The sequence below is a fragment of the Planctobacterium marinum genome, from assembly GCF_036322805.1.
Lineage (GTDB): Bacteria > Pseudomonadota > Gammaproteobacteria > Enterobacterales > Alteromonadaceae > Planctobacterium > Planctobacterium marinum_A.
In genome coordinates this window covers 673,691-689,670 of sequence record NZ_AP027272.1, presented here as the reverse complement: position 1 = coordinate 689,670, position 15,980 = coordinate 673,691, and the positions used below count along the sequence as shown (strand labels likewise).

Sequence of the window (15,980 nt, the reverse complement as noted above, 5' to 3'; positions counted from 1 at the left end):
CTTTTCTGGTAGCAAAGTTGTAATGAAAACGTATGCATTAGGTTAATGAAAGGTAATGGACGGAGATAGCCGGCACCTAAGCACCGACTATAAAAAGGTCTACTACTACCAGGAGACATTCACTTGATAGCCACCGGTTTGCTGTTCTGGCTCAATAGTAATCAAATAAACAGCATCTTCATTAAAACTGATGAGTTCTGAACGGTATAACAATGACTCTATTCCGAGGTTATCCTCATAAACCACCACGATAGAATAGTAATCATTGGGTACTGTGATAGTGCGACTGTCCGCATAATCCAGGCCCGTCATAAAGTGGTCAGCTGAATCTTTGGTTTCATCGTCTCGCACAAAATAAACATCGAGATTGCTAAACTCTGGCAACAAGTTAGCCACAGCCACCTGATGTTCAAAGTCTTGTGGTAAGTTGCTGTCATCCAGTGTTAAGGAGGTTAAGCCCACATCGGCATCTTCAAACATGACAATGGTTTTGCTTTCCCCTTGGTTAAGCGTCATTAACCTGCCATCAAAACTATAATCCCCCTCAGTGGAACTGGCGCTTATTTGATAGTCACCAAATTCTACTGAAGTATAGGCAGACAGTTCACCGCCTTCTACAACAGTTGTAAATTGCTCGTCGGCATCATCTACGATAACGGTTAATTCCACCGATTCCTGCATGGCACTATAAACCCGGTACTGTGCTGTTGCCGCAATATCTTGTTCGGCGCTAATATTGGTAGAGTTTAAGATGATATCTACCACAATATTATTCTCGTTGGCACCGGAGGTTTTACGCACTGACAAAAGGTAATCAGAGGCATAATTGAAAACCAGCTCCTGGCTTTCAAACACCATCTCTCCGCTATCGGGATCCACCAGAAAGATTTTGTAATCTTCCGTTGGCCAGGCAAAGTCATCATCTTCGGGTTCCCAATAGCCCACCTTTTCGGGCTGAAGGTAACTAAGGTTGGCAATATAATTGGCATCCTCAAATGGCACACCAGACTCAGCCATATACAGGTCGTAGTTGCCTAAATCAGCAGCCCCCATCATGGCGTATAAATAAAACTCGTCCTCTAATTCAGAACGCTGAAATGCAAACTCCACCACATCAGGGGTTTCAAAATCGCCCCCCAACAGCATTATGGTTTTGTAACTGCTATCTAGTTGCATCTCTGACTCAGTGATGCTGTATTCCTGGCCGTCGGAATCATACCAGGACAAACCAATATCGTAGCTATCAGCATCGTAACTATACAGTGCCGTCACATCGCCATAAGAACTGGAGCTGATGGAAGCATCATCCACCATTAAATGCACCTCCGGACTATCAGGCGAAACATTGTAAAACTGGATGTACGCGTTGGGGTAAGTATCGGAAGCGGAGTCAGAGCTGCTGCCACAGCCCGACAACAGAGTGATGCCTGCGCAAGTAAGTAATAAAGAATCTCGTAGGTTCAATTTAGCGTGTCCTTAATAGCAAATGATAAACAGAATAGGAGCACAGACTCACCTTAAACCTGTTTAGTTCTGGCCTTTACAATAACTTTGCATTCATTACATTGCGCTGCGTAAAGCCGCCCCCTCAGCAAGAAAGAAGCGGCATTAACGGAAAAATCCTGAAACAGATAATTTTGTTTTGTCAGTGCGAATCCGGACATTTACGGTTAAACTAGGATGACTAAGGCAAAAGTATTTGGTTATGAAGCGACGACTCTTTATTGCATCATCATTGTCACTGGGGTTTCTCGGTGTATCTGGACTTACTGCGTGGAATCTGATCCCGCGCAACAATGAAGATCTAAGCATTGCCACCTTATTAAAAGAACTGAGAAGTATCGATACCTCTGCTCTTTCCATTGAATCTAGTTGGACGGTAGGGCAAAGCCTGGCTCATATGGCGCAGAGTATTGAGTATTCCATTACCGGCTACCCTGTGCACAAATCAGAGATGTTTAAATCTACCGTGGGCCGTGCCGCCTTTACTGCGTTTTCCTCTAAAGGTCAGATGAAGCACAATCTGAAAGAAGATATCCCCGGCGCTCCATCGGTTGCCAATATCAACGCTGAAGATGGTATGACTCGACTGCTAACCGCATTCGAAACTTTTCAAAGCCATCAGGGCGAACTGGCCGAACACTTCGCCTATGGTCCGTTAGGCCACGAAGAATACGCCCTGGCTCACGTATTACACGTCAAAGATCATTTCACCCAGTTAGTTTAAAGGTTCACTTAATGCCGCGATAGTCGGCTTGGTCTGCTCCTTCAACCAAGACTCAAAAGCCTGTACTTTAGGGAAGTTGAAATGAAAATCAGGGGCAACCAGATAACAGGCATAGTCACAAATATGAGAAAAGCCAAATAAGGTCACCAGCTGATTGCTGGCGATATAATCTTGCACTAGAGATTGTTTAACCATGGCTATCCCCTGTCCCGCCAGGACCGCCCCCACTAAAGCTGGTGTGGCATCGCGAATTTCAAAACGATTGCGAAAATCGTCAAAGCGAAACTGATAGCGGTGCAAAAATACCTCCCAGGCATCGTCCGTATCGCTATAGTTTTCGGTTATCACCGGAAGATGACGCAAGTCATCTGGCTGCAGGTCAGACTGAATCAAATGGGGATGAGAAACCATCACTACACGATCAGTATAAAGTAGTCGGCTACTTAAATTGTCGTACTTGCCCGGCCCAAAACGAATCGCCAAATCCAGATTAAAGTCTTCGAAAGCAACCACATCCGGATCGGGGATCAGTTTCACTTGCAGATCAGGATACTCATTGCGAAACAGATGCAAGCGAGGAATTAGCCAAAAAGTAGCAATGGATGGCAAGACATTGAGCTTCAATATATTGGGATGGTTATCCTCTTGTAGTTGTGCAATGCCTTTTTGAAACTCACTAAACCCCTTTTGCACATAGGGCAGCAACAGCTGCCCCTGCGCTGTGAGTCTCACCTCGCGATTTTTACGGATAAACAGTTTACAACCCAACTGACTTTCAAGAGTTTTGATATGTTGGCTAATAGCCGCCTGGCTAACAAACAAACTCTCTGCAGCCAGTTTAAAACTCAGGGTTTCTGCTGCAACCTTAAAATATTTCAGTGCTCCTAAGGAGGGTAGGCGAGCCCTTTCACTTAAGTTTTTCTTAACCATGCGCAATTATTGATCGTTTGTTGAAAGTGTTTGTTAAACGTACATTCCTGTCAAGAGATTTCCTCTAAACACCACAGGAGAGAATATATGAAAACTATCTCGAACAAGACTGCGATTGCCATCACGGCACTTTTCAACCTTGCGTTTAGCAACTTATCTTTAGCTGAAGTTAACCATAATGCGGACTTATATGTCACTAGCGGATACCCATACGAAAACCTGGTGGAACGCTATGACAGTGTCAGAATTCGCTACGTCGAATACACCGCCAGAAATGAAATCCAGTGCAAAGTAGAATTAGACTTGGGAGGTCATATTTCCACAACTCCGGCCATTACCACAGAGCAAAAGGAATTCATGGCTGCCCCCTTAAAAGCCTGCCTCCGCCGTGCGGATGCCAGGCAAGCGCTAAGCACAACTTTTGAGTAATCTGGCATACCAATAGATTTAGCACGATTGCCACGGAAGGCATTTTTTAGAATGGTGATCAATGTTGGCCTTGCCGCCAGATACCGGGAGATTCCCCAACCGATTTGCGAAAGCGATGAGAAAAGCTCGTGCCATCATTATAACCCACACAATGTGCGATCTGCTCGATACTCAAATGACTGTGCTTTAGTAATTCCCGAGCATGCTGTATGCGCAACTCAGTGAGATATTGCATCGGCGACTTGCCCACATTGGCTTTAAACAGCCGAAACAGATGCGGCTCAGACAAATGCAACTCTTGCGCGATTTTTTCTGTGGTCCAACGAATGTGAAGTCGACCAGAAAGACGCGTGATGAAATCCCATACGCGACTATCGGCCCCCATAATTACTCGCCGATTGCCCAATGCCTGCTTAAGATAGCGATACAAAATATCCATCAACTCACTTTCAATCTCTGACTGAACGCCTTTCGCCAGTTCGTGCTGTTGATGTAACAACCTCAATGTTGAATGCACCACATTTACTTCCTTGCAGTGAAAGACATCCTGTGGCATCAGTCTCAACCCCTTCCATTGCGGACTATCTGCAAGTATAAACCAGCAGGTTTGCCAGCTATCGTCTGCTAACTCAAAATAAAAGCCCTTACCCGCCGGCAATACGGTGAGAGTTTGCGGTCCGATCTCGAAGCAGCCTTGTTCGGTTTTCAATCGGCCATAGCCGCTTCGGGTAAACAGCAACAGGTGAGTTTGATTGGCAACACGGCCAATCTCATAGCGCTTTTTTAGCTCAGAAATACCAGCCAGCTTCACCGAGTTTGGCGACAGGCTGTGAAATTCGCTGAGACATATAAACAACTCGTTACAGTCTTCATGGATGTTTTGAATTTCCTGAAACAAGCTTCACCCCACACAATGATAGTTTTAAACATAAGCTAGATAACTCTAATGCTACTCTCAAAAATGTCAAAGACTACAATGCCCGGCAATAAATATTCATCCGAGGTGAGGTAGAGATGACAACGCTAAACTCAGAAAACATAAACAAAGGCAATATGAGTTCGCCATCAACACTACTCAGGTGCCTGCAAATTGCCTGGCCTGTTTCCTTGCAAAGCGTATTAGCGGCCGCCTTAGGCATGATAGATATTATTATGGTAAGCCACCTTGGTGAGAGTGCTGTCGCGGGCATTGGCCTGGCGAGTCGAATCCAGTTTGTACTACTGATGGTGGGGGGCGCTTTTAGTGTTACTGCAGGTATTGTAGTGGCGCAATACATCGGTGCCCAAAAAGCCCATGCGGTTTCTTCAATTATCGCGCAAATTCTGATAGTGGCCGTCGGCTTAATGCTACCACTCATTCTGCTTTGCAATATTTTTGGCGTCGCCCTGATAGAACTGGGAAGCGACGATATGGATGTGATCACCATCAGTAGCTCCTACCTGACTATTACCCTACCATCGCTGTTAGTTTTGTTGGTATATCAGGTATTCGAAGGAGCACTACGAGGCTTGGCTCAAGTGCTGGTGCCTATGATGCTTGGCGCAGTGGCTATGCTTATCAATGTGCTGCTTAACTATTTGCTCATCAACGGAGTGACTCTTGGGGACAGCACCTTAATTACAGCCATGGGTACCGATGGTGCAGCATGGGCCACCAGCTTATCCAGAGGTATATTACTGTTTTTGTTGTTGGCCTGGTTGGTACAACAAAAACACCTTTGTTTGCCTCGCAACAAAACCATAAAGCTCAAAAATCCAGAATGTGACTGGTCCAGTATTATCAAAATTAGTTTGCCGGTAGCTATTAATTTTGCCGTCTGGTCGCTGGGGACTTTCGTCTATCAGATTATTTTTGGCAGTCTGGGCACTCAGGCATTGGCAATCATGAGTATGCTGGCCCCGATTGAAGGCACACTAATTTCGTTGTTTATCGGGTTTTCAACCGCATGCTCAGTATTAACCGGGCAGAAATTGGGTAACAACCAAATGGACTCAGCCTACCGACTCGGTAGAAACCTGACTTATATCATCACGGGTATTGCGCTGTTGACCGGTGGCCTTGTTTGGTTGTTTCAAGAATTATTACTTGCCCCGTTTGCCAGCTATGAACAGCACACATTGGAACTGGCGGCACAAATATTGTTGATTATGTGTTTAGGCATCGCCATCAAAACCGCAAACATGACCATGTCCTTGGGGGTATTGCGCTCTGGTGCCGACAATCGATTTTGTTTAATGACCGATACGTTAGGCATGTGGATGGTGGGTATACCACTGACCTGGTATCTGGCTGGTAGCACGGGTACTCTTCTGTGGGTGTTTATCGCCACTTACAGTGAAGAAGTCACCAAATACCTGCTATTTGCATGGCGTATGCACAGTAAAAAATGGCTACGTAACATCACTCAAAAACCCGCCGATATTCCCTGTGCAGAAGCACAAATGCCATAATTGTGGAGTGTGCCGGGATGTCAGCCCGGCATGAGCATTATTTCTGCCAGACTAACTCACCATTCACCCAGGTTTGCAAAACCGGTATTTTCCATAGTTGCTCGGGAGCAATAGCTAGCGGATCCTTTTGCAGTAAGACGAAATCGGCTTTTTTACCTGGCTCAATGGAGCCGATACTGTTTTCTTGATGCGCTGCATAAGCAGCCCCCAGAGTGAACATGTGAAACGCCTGGTGCAGAGAAACCCCTTCTGTAGCATACCAGCCGCCTTCAGGCTGATTATGGCGATCTTGTCGGGTAACTGCGGCGTGGATCCCGAATAAGGGTTCGGCTGGCTCAATAGGAAAGTCCGAGCCGCCTGCTAATAATGCATTATTGCTTAACAACCGCTGCCAGGCGTAAGCACCTTTGATGCGCTCACTGCCCAAGCGATCTTCCGCCATATTTTTATCACTGGTGGCATGAGTGGGTTGAACTGAAGCAATAATATTGAATGCCTGAAACCGCTTAAAGTCATCAGGATGAATAACCTGAGCATGTTCAATACGGTGCCGAAGCTCCTGACTTTGAGTTTGCTTTATGGCTTGCGCGAAGGCATCCAATGATACCGTATTAGCCTTGTCGCCAATGGCATGGGTATTTACCTGAAATTCAGCTTGCATGGCCTGTAGCGTTAGCTTGTTAAGATTGGGAATATCGTGTAGCAGCAAACCAAAATGTCCTGGTTTATCGCTATATTCTTCATGCAACGCCGCTCCTCGACTACCTAATGCGCCATCAGAAGATATTTTGACACTGCGGATCACCAACTTGCCATCTTCAGAATAGATATGGCCCTTTTGCAGCATCTTTGCATAGTTGCGGTCCGTGACATCCAGCATCACATAGACGCGAATGGGTAGTTTCCCCTCTAGACTCAGCTCTTGATAAGCTTGCCAGGTTAAATAATCAATTCCGGCATCGTGCACCGAAGTTAGCCCCAATGAAGCAAGTTTATTTAAGCTGGTTAACAAGTCTTGTTTTACTTCTGCTATACCCGGCTCGGGGATGAGTGAATACACCAGATTCATGGCATTATCTATCAGGATCCCCGTGGGATTACCCTGTGCATCTTTGATTATCTCTCCACCTTCAGGAGACGGCGTATCTTTGTTAATTCCGGCGAGTTGCAACACCTCCTGATTCACCCACAGCGCGTGACCATCGATCCTGCCCAGTGCCACCAGCTTACCCGACGATATCTTGCTCAGAGCTTCGGCATCAGGAAATGCTCGATCGGGCCACAATTCCTGATTCCAACCTCTACCCCGGATCCATTTGTTGTCTTTATGCCCAGCGATAAACTGTGCAACTCGCTCCAGGGCCTCATCTTTCGACGTTGCTCCGTTAAGTACCACTCGATTCAGTGCCTGGCCATAACCCAAAACGTGACCGTGAGCATCAATCATACCAGGAACCAGCGTGGCGCCTTTGCCATCTATAATCTGTGCAAACTGCTTGTTGTCGGGCACAGTTTGATAAACGCCCGTTATTTTATCGTCCTGAAAAGATACGGCAGAAAATCGTGCCGGGCTATCATGATGAAACGAATAGCCCTTGATATTAGTCACCAGGGTTTGTGCATGCAGACCACCGGCTAGCGCAACAGCAATACTAAATATTAAGGTCCCCAAAGGTTTAATTGTTCTCATTCCATTCTCTCAGCAAGCTTTTGATAAGCCTCTAATTTGACCCGGATCAAAGAAATAATCAAATCCATTAGCACTGCACCCAAGTTATTGCGCCAGATCAAAAACCCCACCACCACACACTCCATAATGGCGCTATCAACTTGACGGAGAAACACATGAAATTATCAAAACTAGCAATGGCAGCAGCTCTTACACTATTGCCTTTAAGCACCATTGCCGCTGAAGCAGGCGACTGGTTAGTAAGAGGCGGTATCACCAGCGTTAACCCTGATGACAGTAGCAGCAATGTCTTTGTTGCCGGCGCAGACTTAGGTGTTGGGGTAAGCGTCGACAACAACGCACAATTAGGTTTGAATCTGGCTTATTTTTTTAACAAAAACTGGGCGGTAGAAGTATTGGCTGCGACACCGTTTAGCCACGATATCGATTTGGATACAGTAGGTGCCCTAGGTGAAACAAAACACCTGCCTCCTACGGTATCAGCGCTTTATTATTTTGATATGGGCGACAGCAATGTGCACCCCTATGTTGGTTTGGGCGTAAACTACACCGTATTTTTTGACGAGGGGTTCACCGCAGCAAATGAAACTGCCGGATTTTCTGACTTGGATTTAGACGACTCATTTGGATTTTCTACGCAAGTGGGTGTCGATGTTGATATCAACGAACAATGGTTTTTCAACGCCTCAGTGCGCTGGATTGACATTGATACCGAAGCCACCTTTAAACTGGGCGCTGATACGGGCAAAGTAGATGTCGATATCGACCCTTACGTTTATACCCTATCTTTAGGCTATCGTTTCTAAAGAGCACTTCCTCTGCGTGTATGAGCAAAGGACTGCTCACTTTTTATCTGCAAATGGAAATATCGCTGGCGCCGGCTAACTAGTGAGAAGAAACATTATTTCTTTGGAAAGTGTTTAGCCAGGCGTCTATTTTGCCGCTTGCACGATATTGATTAATAAGTTCATTCACCTGTTCGATATATTTACCGCAAGCCGTTTTGCGACTAAAGGCAATGTGTAAAGTATTCATATCTCCTAATTCAGGCACTACAGATACTTCTTGTAATGCATTCATGTCAGTTAACACATGATGTGCATCCCACTGCGCCGCAACAACGTAATCTAATCTGTCTGCCAGCAGCATTCTGAACAACTCTCTTTCACTGGTGGTATAAAATAATGCTAGTTGCTCTTTGTGCTTATCAATAAGCTCGCCATAACTACTGCTGTTTATCGCGCCTCCGCGCAGCCCTTGCAAGTCTTGCAGGCTTTTGACACTGGAAATTTGGTTACTAAGCATGAAGATACCACTGCCCTCTTCCAGAAAAGGCGCACTTAACAACCATTTTTGTTCTCTTTCGGGGGTACTGTAAACTCCAAGCAATACGTCTACCTCACCGACATCAAGCCAGGCATTAGCACGGCTCCAGGCAACACCCGCAAGATATTGCACTGGCACTTTCAATTCCGAAGAAATAGCGCTAAACAGCTCAAATGCGACACCTTGTGGTTGCCCTGACGCCTCATCGGTATAAGCGATAGGCGCTGCGTGATTGCTACCGACGGCATAAAAGTTGTCACATTCGTTGGCAAAAGCGATGTTGCAGAGGGACATAGCCACTAGTATGCCCTTACTATGCTTTATGATTCTAAGCACCCACTTCCGCCTAGTTTTTCCCATCCAACATGTCACCAATACCGCCCAAGACACTGCCTTCGCCTTGTCGACTTCCCCCCATTTGCGGAGCATGCTGAATGATTCGATCGGCCAGGCGACTGAAGGGCAGTGATTGCAGCCAAACTTTGCCATGACCGCTTAATGTAGCCAAAAACAAACCTTCACCACCAAAAAACATACTGCGTAAGCCTTTGGTCATTTGAATATCGTATTCAATGCCACCGGTAAATCCGACAATACAACCCGTATCCACCCGCAGTGTTTCACCATTGAGTTCTTTTTCGATTACCGTGCCTCCGGCATGGATAAAAGCCATACCATCGCCTTGCAAACGCTCGAGAATAAAGCCCTCGCCACCAAAAAAGCCGGCCCCTAGCTTTTTATTAAAGGCGATATCGATTTTGGTACCCAACGCCGCGCAGAGAAATGCATCCTTCTGGCAAGTTATTTCCTCCCCCACTTGCGCCATATTGACGGGAATAATAGTGCCGGGAAAGGGCGAGGCGAAAGCGACACGCTTTTTGCCGTATCCATGATTGGTAAAGTGGGTCATAAACAAACTTTCACCGGTGATGACGCGCTTACCGGCACTGAATAATTTACCCATAAAGCCTTGTTCTGCCTCAGAACCGTCACCCATTTTTGTTTCAAACTCTACACCATCTTCCATGTAGTTCATGGCTCCGGCTTCCGCAATGACGGTTTCCTGCGGATCTAACTCCACTTCAACCATTTGCATGGAAGCCCCAAGTATTTCGTAATCAATTTCATGACAGCGCATCATCGTTTCCTTTTATCGTTCAGATACTGCTTAAGCAAAGCGTTTTTGATAACTGTGTAACTTTAGCTCTGGTGCAGATTTATAGCAAAAATTGCTTGTTTAAAACCGATAAACGTAGCCAACAAATAAGTTACTACTCTCACCCTCTTCCATCAGTGGGCTATCTTCTATTTCACTGCCTAAAATCGAATAGTTAAATGCGGCGATAATATTTTGATTGTCGGTAACCGGCCACATACCTGAAATACCTAAACTCACGTTTACTGTATTGTCAGCGATGTATTCCGGGCGTAAATCAGTGGCTTCTGAAGTGCGAACACCATAATAATAATCCACAAGACTATCACTCAGATAGCTGACTTCCAGCGAAGGCGTCAATCGACCGCCAAGGGCTGGAAAGCCTTTACTCAATGTGGCACTAAACTCATAACCTTCGTGCTCAGACAATACATCAGCCTGGCCGGATAGGGTTAAATCCACTAACTTAGTTTCGAACTTGTAGGCCGCCCCCAGATCTAAGCTTCCCTTGCGTTCTTCCATACCTGCAAAAAAGTCTGAGTCATCCAGTTCAAACCCGTCAAAGCGATATTCGGCAAATAACGTGAAGTTATTCGCAACGCGATAGCCCAGTTCAGGTCCTTGCCAGTAAAAATGTTGGCCCTGATAAAACACCATTGGAAATATCTGGGTTTCGGCATCACCGCCGCGATATCCCTGATCCTGTACAATTGCTGCTAAACCGACACCCCAGCCCATGTGTTGTTGTTTGGCCTGCGATTCAGTACTTAGCAATAAGGCGGCACTTAACAAACCTGCGGTCAATATTCTCATTGGTTTTCTACTCTTCGGGTTGAATAAAGGTGACCTGCTTAATTCCAGCCAAGGCCACTAAGATGGGTTATTTTACGAGTAAAAAATTAATGTTCATTTAATGAAACATGACGTTTTTGTAACGATTTATTGTAAGAGTGGCTTTTTCGTCAGGTTTGTAAGGATTTTACTAACAACCTCTAATTCAGCGCCTTATTTTTGTGATGCACTATGGCGATTTTGCGTTTATTGGGAGAAATCGCCAGGCGTGTAATGCCGGATAATTGAATCGACTCGGGCATGGTAACCGGGAACCAGGATTTTTGTTGTTGATCCCACCAAAGTAGCTGCTCACCATCAGAAGTAATGAGTTGCTCAGTATTAAGCCAGGCATAATCCTGGGATTGCTCTGGTAATTTCATCAGTTCAGCAGAAGAACTGTCGGAAAAATCCCAAGTTCGCAACTGGTGATAGCCCTCTTCTTCGGTGGTATAGGAAATCTTGCTACTACCCGGTATCAGGGCAAGACATCGGCCAATATTGTCATCCACCAATTTAGTGGTTGCTTGCCCCAGAGAAGTGACTTCCAGGCGGTGGGGTTGCCCCAGTACAAACAAAGCGACGTTGTCTTCTTGCCAAACGTGATAGCCCACAGGTTTAACGTCACTGAACAGCAGTTCAAAACTGCCATCGCTGTTTATTTGCCACAGACGTTGGGTGCCATCATGTTCCACCCGGACAGTGGACAAGGCCCCTTTTCGAAGAGGAATAGGAGTTGGTGAGTATTCACTTTCGAGGGTTTTTGTGATGGCCACTTCGTGCCCCATTTGCCACAGCCAGACATCGGCGTTGACATCATCCATTCGCGTAAAATAGAGAGAGTTGTTATCAATGAATACCGGTTGATTTTCGTAGCCACGGCGATGAGCAATGGCAACGGGATTAGCTATAGCAAAAGTGTCTGCGGTGGCAACAAGGTCAAACATAGTGATATCGTGGTCAGGCATTTCTTCTTGCGCCTTAGCACAGAAGCTACTGATAAATAAAAGACTTAGCAGTAATCTTTTCATCTCACTTTACCCTCTACCTTCCAGATATCTTACCAATTATCAAGCTAAGCGTTGGCGCACGATTTCATACAAACAAATACCTGTCGCCACTGATACATTGAGGCTGGACACCGAGCCCGCCATAGGCAGTTTTATCAGTTCATCACAAACTTCTCGAGTTAGCCTGCGCATGCCTTTGCCTTCAGCTCCCATCACCAGCGCCATTGGCCCAGACAATTTTACATCATAAATCAGTTGTTCAGCCTCACCAGCAGTACCTATGACCCAAACTCCCGCTTCCTGCATCTGACGCAACGTACGAGCCAGATTTGTCACCTGGATTAGCGGTGTTGTCTCAGCGGCACCGCAGGCTACTTTTCGGGCAGTCGGGGTCAAATTAGCCGATTTGTCTTTCGGCACTACCATAGCATGCACACCCGCGGCGTCAGCACTGCGCAAACAAGCTCCCAAGTTGTGCGGATCCGTCACCCCATCCAGCACCAGAATAAAAGGGTTGTCTTGTTTTTCCAGGATCTCATCGAGATCTTTTTCGTCCAGCACTCGTCCCGGCTTAGCTTTGGCAACAATCCCTTGATGTTGCTCGCCTTTAACTTTGTCATCTAATACCTTGCGCTGACAAAATTGTATCGCAACACCAAAGCGTCTGGCTTGGTTAATAATGTTACGTAATTTTTCATCATCGCGGCCTTTCAGAACATATAGTTCAATCAGACGTTCCGGCTCTCTGGCTACCACAGCCTCCAGTGCATGAAGCCCGTACAACCATTCTTGCTGTGCCATCTATTTTCCTCGTTTTTTACTTTTACTGCTGGACGTTTTAGCGCCACTCGCCGCTTTTTTACCGGGCTTTTTACGACTGCTTTTAGCAGCAATACGCTTCGCTTTAAGCTGGTCAGATTTGCCAGATTTCGCCTTAGAAGCCCGGCGAGATTTGCGCGTTGGTAATGGCATATCCAAAACAAAATCGATTTTTCGCTCATCAAGGTTCACAGCGATAACTTTGACTTCTACCTGATCACCCAGTCGGAATATCGTGCCACCAGATTCACCAATTAAATACTGACGGGTTTCATCGTATTGATAATAATCATTAGTCAATGTGGTGATATGCACCAGACCATCGATGTGGAATTCGGATAAGCGCACAAAAAAGCCAAAGTTGGTTACCGAAGCGATAACCCCTTCAAATGAGTCCCCCACATGGGCTTGCATAAACTCACATTTCAACCAGTCTGATACATCTCTCGTGGCATCATCGGCCCGGCGTTCGGTCATGGAGCAATGTTCGCCCAACATGCCAACTTCATCTTCGTTGTAGGCATATCCGCCGGTTTTACTCTTGCGCTGTGCCTGCTTGTCTAAGATGGCTTTAATAGCCCGATGCACCACTAAATCGGGATAGCGACGAATGGGCGAAGTAAAATGCGCATAGGCCTCCAGTGCTAAACCAAAGTGGCCGACGTTATCCGGATCGTAAATCGCTTGCTGCATGGAACGCAGCAACATGGTCTGGATGAGTTCCTGGTCCGGTCGCCCCTGAATTTTCTTCACCACATCGCAAAACTGTTTCGGTGTCGCTTTACCCGTCAGGCCATGGGATATCCCCACTTCTGAGAGGTAGCTCAAAAACGACTTCAGGCGCTCCTCGCTGGGCTCCTCATGAATGCGGTACAATCCCTCGGCTTTGTTGCTTTGCAACATGTCGGCCGCGGCCACATTAGCCATGATCATGCACTCTTCAATGATCTTATGAGCATCGTTACGTACCACAGGCACGATGTGGTCTATCTTGCGCTCGGCATTAAATACAAACTTGGTTTCCTGGGTTTCAAACTCAATAGCTCCGCGTTCGGCACGGGATTTCTTCAGTGCTTTATAGAGCTTATAAAGGTTTTGCAGATGAGGCACATGATCAAAATAGCGTTTATATAGCTCCGGCTCCCCCTCTAATATGGCCCACACTTTATTATAGGTAAGCCTGGCGTGAGAGTTCATCACCGCTTCGTAAAACTGATAGCCTTGCAATTTGCCGGATGGGCTAATGCTCATCTCACACACCATGCAAAGTCTGTCGACATTAGGATTTAATGAGCAAAGGCCGTTTGACAGCACTTCTGGCAACATAGGTACCACTTGCTCGGGAAAATACACGGAGGTACCGCGATTTTGCGCTTCATCATCCAATGCTTTTTTAGGGCGAACGTAATAACTCACGTCAGCAATGGCTACCCACAGCTGCCAGCCACCATCTTCTTGCGGCTCACAAAATACTGCGTCATCAAAGTCTCGCGCATCCTCACCATCAATTGTAACTAAGGGCAGTTGACGTAAATCAATACGGCCTTTTTTAGCAGCCTCATTGACTTCTTCGCCCAAACCACTGATTTCATTAGTGACTTTAAGAGGCCATGCATGGGGAATATCAAAATTGCGCAGCGCCATTTCAATTTCCATACCAGGCGCCATGTGCTCACCTAACACTTCAATGATTCGCCCTATCGGCGATACTCGCTTGCGCGGGCGCTGTGTCATTTCGGCCACAACCACATGACCTTGTTTCGCACCATTAACGCGTTCTGGGGGGATAATAAGTTCAAAGCGTAAACGACTGTCGTCCGGGATGACAATACCCACACCGCTTTCCATAAAAAAGCGACCGACAATTGGCTCATCTCGAGGCTCTACAATTTCGATATTCCTGGCTTCGATACGGCCTTTTGAGTCTTTCTTACCCGCAACGGCAGCGACCTTATCACCATGCAACAAAAATTGCATTTGACCGCCAGAGATGTACAGGTCCCGTTCACCGTCATCGCGCTTTAAAAATCCAAAGCCATCGCGGTGACCAATCACCGAGCCGGTAACGTGAGTAATAACCGAACCCACTTCGTAGCGTTTCTGGCGATTGAAGATGACCTGCCCTTCTCGCTCCATTGCCCTTAAACGTCGCTGCACCGCAATGCGGCTGGTTTCATCGTTAGCGTTAACTTTGTGGCAAATATCGAGAAACGACAGCGCGCGCTCGGCGTCGTTAATGAGCTGCAGAATGTATTCTCTGGAAGCAACAGGTTGTTCGTATTTGGCCTTTTCCCTGGCGTAGTATGGATCGTCTTGCATATCTCTCGACGGAGCAGCAGCTCCCTGGCTGTATTATGCCTCTCAGTATATCAACATGCCCAAAGATTGCATTGCTACATAAGAATTAAATTTGTAGATTCAACTGGCTATGGCCGGTTAAGACTCCAGAGGTCGTCTGGCACGACGCACACTCTTGGGATGCATGAGTTCTTCTAGTGACGCCATGCAATCGGCAATTTTCTGATGTAACTTTTCATCATTAGTAATGGCGTTGTACAACCAATGATAGGTATCTTCATAATCGTATGGGCTGCCGTGCCCTTCAATGAATAGTTCTGCCAGCTGGATTTGCGCTTTGAGGTTACCCAAAGAGCCGGCTTCGCGAAGGTACACGATGCCACGCGGGATATCTTTTTGAACAAGCTTGCCAGCAGCATAATAGCGACCTAACTGCTCCATTGCCGGTGCTAAACCTTGCATTGCCGCTTCTTCCATTAACGGAACACCGCGTTCAGGGTCAGCCTCAACACACACACCCCAAGCCAACATGTCCCCCCAAAGAAATTGGTAGGCTGGCACTTTTAATGTCTCAGCACGAGCTTCTATATCTTGCACCAACTGACAATCATCCAATACCACGCGAGACAGATGCTCATTGCGATTGATCAGCCGTAACAATTCATCTTGAGAGTAAAGTTGCACCGCTTTTATCTGTGACTGCGCATTAACGGCACCCACCCAAAATCCCAAAAGCAACAACAGTAATCTTTTCATGGTATATCTCTTCAATTCGTTAGCTTGTCTATCGGCAGCTCTGCCCAAAACTCAAAT

16 protein-coding genes are annotated in these 15,980 nt (G+C 46.4%); 4 read left to right on the top strand and 12 right to left on the bottom strand.

Annotated features, from left to right (window positions below; all coding sequences use genetic code 11):
- Positions 1 to 105 precede the first annotated feature (105 nt).
- The gene (locus tag AABA75_RS03025; RefSeq protein ID WP_338291038.1) at positions 106 to 1,464 is read right to left on the bottom strand and encodes a DUF4397 domain-containing protein; all 1,359 of its coding nucleotides are present in this window, start codon (positions 1,462 to 1,464) and stop codon (positions 106 to 108) included.
- Positions 1,465 to 1,705: 241 nt separating this feature from the next.
- Here AABA75_RS03025 and AABA75_RS03020 point away from each other — a divergent pair, with 241 nt between their 5' ends.
- Complete coding sequence (locus AABA75_RS03020; RefSeq protein ID WP_338291036.1) at positions 1,706 to 2,227, top strand: DUF1569 domain-containing protein; 522 nt, start codon at positions 1,706 to 1,708, stop codon at positions 2,225 to 2,227.
- Here the strand turns inward: AABA75_RS03020 and AABA75_RS03015 are convergent.
- Positions 2,219 to 3,157 carry a LysR substrate-binding domain-containing protein gene (locus tag AABA75_RS03015; RefSeq protein WP_338291034.1) on the bottom strand — a complete coding sequence of 313 codons (939 nt, stop codon included), beginning with the start codon at positions 3,155 to 3,157 and terminating at the stop codon, positions 2,219 to 2,221. The genes AABA75_RS03020 and AABA75_RS03015 overlap by 9 nt on opposite strands.
- A gap of 87 nt (positions 3,158 to 3,244) precedes the next feature.
- Here AABA75_RS03015 and AABA75_RS03010 point away from each other — a divergent pair, with 87 nt between their 5' ends.
- Positions 3,245 to 3,586: a hypothetical protein gene (locus AABA75_RS03010; RefSeq protein WP_338291032.1), complete on the top strand. Its 342-nt coding sequence runs from the start codon at positions 3,245 to 3,247 to the stop codon at positions 3,584 to 3,586.
- A gap of 58 nt (positions 3,587 to 3,644) precedes the next feature.
- On the opposite strand, the gene AABA75_RS03005 is transcribed toward AABA75_RS03010, so the two are convergent.
- On the bottom strand, positions 3,645 to 4,484 hold the full coding sequence (locus AABA75_RS03005; protein WP_338291031.1) for a helix-turn-helix transcriptional regulator: 840 nt from the start codon (positions 4,482 to 4,484) through the stop codon (positions 3,645 to 3,647).
- A 116-nt stretch (positions 4,485 to 4,600) separates the two neighbouring features.
- Here AABA75_RS03005 and AABA75_RS03000 point away from each other — a divergent pair, with 116 nt between their 5' ends.
- Positions 4,601 to 6,037: an MATE family efflux transporter gene (locus AABA75_RS03000; protein WP_338291029.1), complete on the top strand. Its 1,437-nt coding sequence runs from the start codon at positions 4,601 to 4,603 to the stop codon at positions 6,035 to 6,037.
- 37 nt (positions 6,038 to 6,074) lie between these two features.
- Here the strand turns inward: AABA75_RS03000 and AABA75_RS02995 are convergent, their stop codons facing one another.
- On the bottom strand, positions 6,075 to 7,727 hold the full coding sequence (locus tag AABA75_RS02995) for an amidohydrolase (protein WP_338291026.1): 1,653 nt from the start codon (positions 7,725 to 7,727) through the stop codon (positions 6,075 to 6,077).
- Positions 7,724 to 7,882 carry a hypothetical protein gene (locus AABA75_RS02990; RefSeq protein ID WP_338291024.1) on the bottom strand — a complete coding sequence of 53 codons (159 nt, stop codon included), beginning with the start codon at positions 7,880 to 7,882 and terminating at the stop codon, positions 7,724 to 7,726. Before AABA75_RS02990 ends, AABA75_RS02995 begins: the two co-directional genes overlap by 4 nt.
- On the opposite strand from AABA75_RS02990, the gene AABA75_RS02985 reads away from it, so the two are divergent.
- On the top strand, positions 7,883 to 8,533 hold the full coding sequence (locus AABA75_RS02985) for an OmpW/AlkL family protein (protein WP_338291021.1): 651 nt from the start codon (positions 7,883 to 7,885) through the stop codon (positions 8,531 to 8,533).
- A gap of 79 nt (positions 8,534 to 8,612) precedes the next feature.
- Here AABA75_RS02985 and AABA75_RS02980 read toward each other — a convergent pair whose 3' ends face one another.
- The 7 genes from AABA75_RS02980 to AABA75_RS02950 form a co-directional block, all read right to left on the bottom strand.
- The gene (locus AABA75_RS02980; RefSeq protein WP_338294790.1) at positions 8,613 to 9,347 is read right to left on the bottom strand and encodes a substrate-binding periplasmic protein; all 735 of its coding nucleotides are present in this window, start codon (positions 9,345 to 9,347) and stop codon (positions 8,613 to 8,615) included.
- A gap of 52 nt (positions 9,348 to 9,399) precedes the next feature.
- A complete protein-coding gene (locus AABA75_RS02975) occupies positions 9,400 to 10,191 on the bottom strand; it encodes a TIGR00266 family protein (RefSeq protein WP_338294789.1) in 792 nt (263 codons plus the stop codon).
- A gap of 99 nt (positions 10,192 to 10,290) precedes the next feature.
- Entirely contained in the window at positions 10,291 to 11,022 is a 732-nt protein-coding gene (locus AABA75_RS02970; RefSeq protein ID WP_338291019.1) for a MipA/OmpV family protein, read from the bottom strand.
- A gap of 179 nt (positions 11,023 to 11,201) precedes the next feature.
- On the bottom strand, positions 11,202 to 12,071 hold the full coding sequence (locus AABA75_RS02965) for a hypothetical protein (RefSeq protein WP_338291018.1): 870 nt from the start codon (positions 12,069 to 12,071) through the stop codon (positions 11,202 to 11,204).
- Positions 12,072 to 12,110: 39 nt separating this feature from the next.
- Positions 12,111 to 12,851: a 23S rRNA (guanosine(2251)-2'-O)-methyltransferase RlmB gene (gene rlmB / locus AABA75_RS02960; RefSeq protein ID WP_338291016.1), complete on the bottom strand. Its 741-nt coding sequence runs from the start codon at positions 12,849 to 12,851 to the stop codon at positions 12,111 to 12,113.
- A complete protein-coding gene (gene rnr / locus AABA75_RS02955) occupies positions 12,852 to 15,188 on the bottom strand; it encodes a ribonuclease R (RefSeq protein ID WP_338291014.1) in 2,337 nt (778 codons plus the stop codon). It lies immediately after the preceding gene.
- 117 nt (positions 15,189 to 15,305) lie between these two features.
- Complete coding sequence (locus AABA75_RS02950; RefSeq protein ID WP_338291013.1) at positions 15,306 to 15,923, bottom strand: tetratricopeptide repeat protein; 618 nt, start codon at positions 15,921 to 15,923, stop codon at positions 15,306 to 15,308.
- Positions 15,924 to 15,980: the final 57 nt, after the last annotated feature.

Coding starts and splice junctions, on each gene's coding strand:
- AABA75_RS02965 (WP_338291018.1), bottom strand. CDS start 12,071: ATGAAAAGATTACTGCTAAGTCTTTTATTTATCAGTAGCTTCTGTGCT.
- AABA75_RS03000 (WP_338291029.1), top strand. CDS start 4,601: ATGACAACGCTAAACTCAGAAAACATAAACAAAGGCAATATGAGTTCG.
- AABA75_RS02995 (WP_338291026.1), bottom strand. CDS start 7,727: ATGAGAACAATTAAACCTTTGGGGACCTTAATATTTAGTATTGCTGTT.
- AABA75_RS02950 (WP_338291013.1), bottom strand. CDS start 15,923: ATGAAAAGATTACTGTTGTTGCTTTTGGGATTTTGGGTGGGTGCCGTT.
- AABA75_RS02975 (WP_338294789.1), bottom strand. CDS start 10,191: ATGCGCTGTCATGAAATTGATTACGAAATACTTGGGGCTTCCATGCAA.
- rnr (WP_338291014.1), bottom strand. CDS start 15,188: ATGCAAGACGATCCATACTACGCCAGGGAAAAGGCCAAATACGAACAA.
- AABA75_RS03020 (WP_338291036.1), top strand. CDS start 1,706: ATGAAGCGACGACTCTTTATTGCATCATCATTGTCACTGGGGTTTCTC.
- AABA75_RS02980 (WP_338294790.1), bottom strand. CDS start 9,347: ATGTCCCTCTGCAACATCGCTTTTGCCAACGAATGTGACAACTTTTAT.
- rlmB (WP_338291016.1), bottom strand. CDS start 12,851: ATGGCACAGCAAGAATGGTTGTACGGGCTTCATGCACTGGAGGCTGTG.
- AABA75_RS03010 (WP_338291032.1), top strand. CDS start 3,245: ATGAAAACTATCTCGAACAAGACTGCGATTGCCATCACGGCACTTTTC.
- AABA75_RS02970 (WP_338291019.1), bottom strand. CDS start 11,022: ATGAGAATATTGACCGCAGGTTTGTTAAGTGCCGCCTTATTGCTAAGT.
- AABA75_RS03015 (WP_338291034.1), bottom strand. CDS start 3,157: ATGGTTAAGAAAAACTTAAGTGAAAGGGCTCGCCTACCCTCCTTAGGA.
- AABA75_RS02985 (WP_338291021.1), top strand. CDS start 7,883: ATGAAATTATCAAAACTAGCAATGGCAGCAGCTCTTACACTATTGCCT.